We start from the raw sequence: 4,753 nt of genomic DNA, 5'->3' as shown, positions 1-4,753 counted from the left end.
CGCCCCGAACCCACAGCCCTCGGCCACCGCGCCACTCCGAACCCACAGCCGCCAGTCGCCGCGCCGTCGGTCAACTGACCGCGCAGGCGGGGCAGCGACGTTCCAGAGCGACGCGCCAGTGGACTCACGACTCACGGCCCACGGCCCAAGGCTCACGGCCCAAGGCTCACGGCTCACGGCTCACGGCTCACGGCTCACGGCTCACGGCTCACGGTCCAGGAAGGCATCAGCCCGTCCGGCCCGGAAGGCGTCCGTGTGGAAGCGCACGCGTCAGGTGCGGCCCAGGCCAACTAGGCGACCCCTGACCGGTGTACGCGACCCAGCGCGCGGGCCACGAGCAGGCCCACCACGACGCCCCCCACGATGCCCACCACGACGGCGACCACGCCCACACACGCCGCCCTCGGACCACTCATCGCCCACTGCCCGCACCCCGACCTGACAGCCTTACCCCGCGACCAGCCCCACCGCGCCGCCCCCGGCCCTCCCTCCGCGGTCAGTTGACCGACGGCGCGGCGACCGGCACCCGCCCCTCGTACGGGTCGACGCGGTTGAGCGCGCCCCTGGCGATGTCCGCCACATCGGAGTCCTCGAACTCCTCGGTCAGCGGAATGCCCAGGCGCTCGAACAGCTGACGCGTCTCGTCCACGGTCGGCCGGGCGCTCAGTTGCGGCGCCCTCGTCACGTCCAGCAGTTTGGTCTGGTCGAGGCTGTTGTGCAGCTCGATGGACCACGGGTTGTAATGCGGGCTGTTCTGCGGAATGGCGAGGCCGGGAAACTCGGGACCGCGCTGGGTGATCACCAGATTGTGCTTGGTGAGGTCACAGCGGAACAGCGAGATCGTCCGGGACAGGCCGATCCGCAACTCCAGCACCTGGCTGTTGTGCTGCCGGTACCAGCAGGCGGCGAGGATCGTCGCATAGACGTCCTTGCGCGTGCCCAGAGACGTCCACCTTTTCTCCTCGGCGCCGTCGTCGGCGAGACTGAGGTGCAGCTGGGTGTACTCCGCGCACAGAGGTTCGTCCGTCGGATCGATTAATTCCAGCAGGAAACGCAGTTTGCTGCGCTTCTTCTTGGCCCGCTCAACGCATTCGGGCAGCGTCACCGCCCGGATAAACGTGCCCGTGCCCCCTTTGAACAGCCACATATCGCTGCCCGCCCGCGCCTCCTCAAGAAGTCGGGTGATGGCCGCCCCGTTGAGCGACTTGACCGAATCGCCGCTGGCCAGCAATCGCCACATTCCGTCGGTCGTACGCGCGACCGTATCAAGCTGGTCGGCCACCCGAGCCTGCCTGTTCCTGTCCCTGATCCAGACGAACGCGAGCAGGGCCAGCACCGGCAGAATCAGCTGGTCCGATTGTCCGTCTTTGAGTACATCGAGCAGATCGAGCACACTGACGGCAGCGGCGACGAGCAGCACGATGCCGAGATCCACGTTGGAGACTGCGGCACGGAGCCGCGCCTTGACGTTCGCCATGTCTGTCGTTTAGCGGTCCGAACGCTCCCCGTCAAGCCTTGATCACACTACGGGTACGCCTACGGCGACCTGGGGCTTCCGATTACGCCCGCGCCATTCTCCACCACCACCCAAATCGTCGACTCGGCAACTCTGGATGGGCGAAGGAGCAAAACTCCTCGACACGACGTTTCCCCATGCGGCAATCCACCCTGAATCCCGGCCGACGAATTACCGGCATATTCGCCCAGCCGGAGCCCGTTTCGACGGCCACTTTTGGGCCTTCGACGACGTGCCAACCACAACAGCCTCGACGTGGCGCGGTCACCGGCCTCTCCAGGATGAGGCGACAGGGACGCGAGCCGAACCGTCCGGATCCCGACCCTGCACCCCGTCGCGCACGGCCTTCGACAGAGGTCCGGCGTACTCGCATCGAGAGGACGCCGACGGTCGCCGTTCCAGGTCCGCAATGACGGAGCGATGAACGCCGCTCCAACATTGACAGGCGGACTTGTGACTGCATGACCGTTCATGTCAGTAGTCGCCCGACGCCTCCATTCGAGCTCGGCAAACCTGGCCATATATGGACTAATGCGGACAATGACACGGTCGAGGTGCCCGCCCTCCTCGCCCCTGACCGGCACCTGTGGCCGGCCGAGGACGGCGGCAGAAGGGCCCACCCCTCATGCACCGCGACCGCGTGTTACCCGCCGCCCTGACCATTGCCTGCGCCGCCACTCTCACCCTCACCGCCACCGCCCAACCCGCCGCCGCGATCCCCCCGAACATCCCCTCCGCCGGCACCGCCGCCACCCGCCTCGCCGAGCTCACGGTGGCGGCCGAATCTCACGGCAGCACGTACGACCGCGACCTGTTCCCGCACTGGATCACGATCAGCGGCTCCTGCAACACCCGCGAGGAAGTGCTCAAGCGCGACGGCACCAACGTCGTGACCAACTCCTCCTGCGCCGCCACCTCCGGCTCCTGGTACAGCCCGTACGACGGCGCGACCTGGACCGCCGCCTCCGACGTGGACATCGACCACATGGTCCCGCTCGCCGAAGCCTGGGCATCGGGCGCCTGGGCTTGGACCACCTCCCGCCGCCAGCAGTTCGCCAACGACCTGGGCGGGCCCCAACTGTGGGCCGTCACGGACAACGTCAACCAGTCCAAGTCGGACCAGGACCCGGCTGAGTGGCAGCCGCCCCGCACCGCCGAACGCTGCCGGTACGCCCGCGCCTGGATCCAGGTGAAGTGGTACTGGGGGCTGAGCACCGACAGCACGGAGAAGGCGGCACTGGGCAGCATGCTCACCTCCTGCTGACCTCCATCCCCGTTGCCCCGCGCCCCCACCTCACGGACCTCTCCCGTGACCGCCCTTGCGACTGGCACGCGGGAGGTCCGTCGGCGACGACCGGGTGGCGATGGGCTCGCGTGGTTCGGGACAAATGGCTCGGGAGGCAATGAGCCGGAAGCCAGCGACCCGGGCAGCGGGCAGGCACTCGGGTGGACGGTCGCTCGGGTGGACGGTCGCTCGGGCGGGGCGGTGGCGCGGGAGTGGGATGAGCGGGCGCTCGTGAGTGGGATGGGCGGGCACGGAGGGCGCTGAGGGCGCGGGCGCGAGATGGGCGGCTGTCGGGGTGGGCACTGCGGGCGTGAGCACCGTGCGGCCGATGATCGCGCGGGCGGCTGACAGTGCGGGCCGGTGACCGCGCGAGCCGGTGAGCACGCGGGGCCGGTGACCGCGCGAGCCGGTGAGCGTGCAGGCGGGGCGGTAGGTTGGGGGGCATGCCGCGTGACACCCTGACCCGGGACCAGATCGTCCGGGCCGCCGTCTCGGTGCTGGACGCCGAGGGTGTGGACGGGTTGAACATGCGGCGTCTGGGCACCCAGCTAGGCGCGGCGGCCACGGCCATGTACTGGCACGTCAAGAGCAAGGACGAGCTGGTCGTGCTGGCCGCCGACCACGTGTGGGACGAGATCGAGCTGCCCGACCCCGCCGAGGTCGGCTGGCGGGCGGCCGCGGCGGCGCTGGCCGCCGGTGCGCACGGCATGCTGGGCCGGCACTTCTGGATGCTCCCGGCCATGAGCACCCACCTCCTCCACGGCCCCAACAAGGCCCGCTACGACGACCGCTGCCTGGCCGTCTACGAGGCCGCCGGGTTCAGCGGGCCGGACGTGGACCAGGCGGCGGCGACCGTGCTCATGTTCGTCATCGGCGCAGCGCAGGGTGAGGCGGCCGAGCTGGCGTGGCGGGCCCGGCTCCGCAGGGCGGGGGCGGACGAGGAGCAGCAGCTGCGCGCCACCGTCGCGCGCATCAGCGAGATCGCCGAGCAGTTCCCCCGGCTGCGGGCCCGCGCCACGCCGTCGGTGGAGGCCGCCCGTTCCCTGCCGGACGAGGACTCGTTCGAGTTCGGGCTGCGTACGATCCTCGACGGGCTGGACGCGCGGCTGGCTAATGGAAGTACGCGCTCGCGGCCGGAGTCGCCAGCAGGACGATGACGGCCGCCGAACCCGCGGCCGTGAGCACGAACCGGAGCACGATCAGCGGTCGCAGGATCGCGGGGAACGCCTCCTGCGCCGCGCGCACCACCGCTCTCCCGTCGAGCTCCCGCATGCCCGGCTCCTCGGACTTCTGGAAGGCCGCCTCGACGTAGCGGGCCGCGAAGACCTGACTGCCGGTGACGAACGCGCCCGCGGTCATGAGGAGCGCGGCGGCGATCCACGACAGGACCCGGCCCACCTCGCTGCCCGCGAGGCCGAGTGAGGCCAGCGTCGCCAGGGCGGCGCAGATGGCGAGGGGGAACAGCAGCTCCACGACGCTCTCGGCGAACTTGACCCCGTGCCGGGCGAGCACCCCGGCAGGCAGGCCCTGCCGCGTCACGACCGCCTCGGCCGCGCGCTGGGCCCGCTCCCCGTGCGTGTGGACGAGGACGGGCATGACGAGGAACAGCACCGCGAGCGCGTACTGCAGCGTGGACGCGATGACGACGGAAACCGGCATGGGGCCCTCCCGGGACGACGACTTGCACAATGTTCAAGTCCGACGATAAGAAGGACTTGAACATTGTGCAAGTCACGAGAGGATCAGCGGTAGGCGGCGGCCTGGAGGGTGTAGAGGTCGGCGTAGAGGCCGTTGAGGGACATCAAGGTGTGGTGGTCGCCCTGTTCGGTGATCTTGCCGTGGTCGAGGACGTAGATGCGGTCGGCGTAGCGGACGCTGGCCAGGCGGTGGGTGATGAGCAGGACGGTGCGGCCGTCGGAGTGGTGGCGGATGCGTTCGAAGAGGGCGTGTTC

General features: G+C 69.8%; 5 protein-coding genes and 1 pseudogene. 2 read left to right on the top strand and 4 right to left on the bottom strand.

What is annotated here, in order from left to right; translation table 11 throughout:
* Window positions 1-290: 290 nt before the first annotated feature.
* Window positions 291-416, bottom strand: coding sequence for a hypothetical protein (locus tag ACWDX9_RS58480; RefSeq protein ID WP_449972092.1), 126 nt, complete (start codon window positions 414-416; stop codon window positions 291-293).
* A gap of 80 nt (window positions 417-496) precedes the next feature.
* Window positions 497-1,477, bottom strand: a complete 981-nt coding sequence (locus tag ACWDX9_RS58475) for a hypothetical protein (RefSeq protein ID WP_449972089.1) — start codon at window positions 1,475-1,477, stop codon at window positions 497-499.
* A gap of 664 nt (window positions 1,478-2,141) precedes the next feature.
* Here ACWDX9_RS58475 and ACWDX9_RS58470 point away from each other — a divergent pair.
* Together ACWDX9_RS58470 and ACWDX9_RS58465 are read left to right on the top strand one after the other, a co-directional pair.
* Window positions 2,142-2,780 (top strand): HNH endonuclease family protein, encoded by a 639-nt coding sequence (locus tag ACWDX9_RS58470; RefSeq protein WP_449972086.1) that lies wholly within the window; start codon window positions 2,142-2,144, stop codon window positions 2,778-2,780.
* 464 nt (window positions 2,781-3,244) lie between these two features.
* On the top strand, window positions 3,245-3,958 hold the full coding sequence (locus ACWDX9_RS58465; RefSeq protein WP_364256884.1) for a TetR/AcrR family transcriptional regulator: 714 nt from the start codon (window positions 3,245-3,247) through the stop codon (window positions 3,956-3,958).
* Here the strand turns inward: ACWDX9_RS58465 and ACWDX9_RS58460 are convergent.
* Together ACWDX9_RS58460 and ACWDX9_RS58455 are read right to left on the bottom strand one after the other, a co-directional pair.
* Window positions 3,912-4,460, bottom strand: a complete 549-nt coding sequence (locus tag ACWDX9_RS58460) for a hypothetical protein (protein ID WP_449972084.1) — start codon at window positions 4,458-4,460, stop codon at window positions 3,912-3,914. The two genes, ACWDX9_RS58465 and ACWDX9_RS58460, sit on opposite strands and share 47 nt — an antisense overlap.
* A gap of 83 nt (window positions 4,461-4,543) precedes the next feature.
* Window positions 4,544-4,753: pseudogene (locus ACWDX9_RS58455) on the bottom strand (ABC transporter ATP-binding protein); the annotation flags it as partial.

The organism is Nonomuraea sp. NPDC003201 (assembly GCF_053590415.1).
Note: the sequence above shows the minus strand (reverse complement) of the source record. Positions and strands in the feature narration are given on the sequence as shown.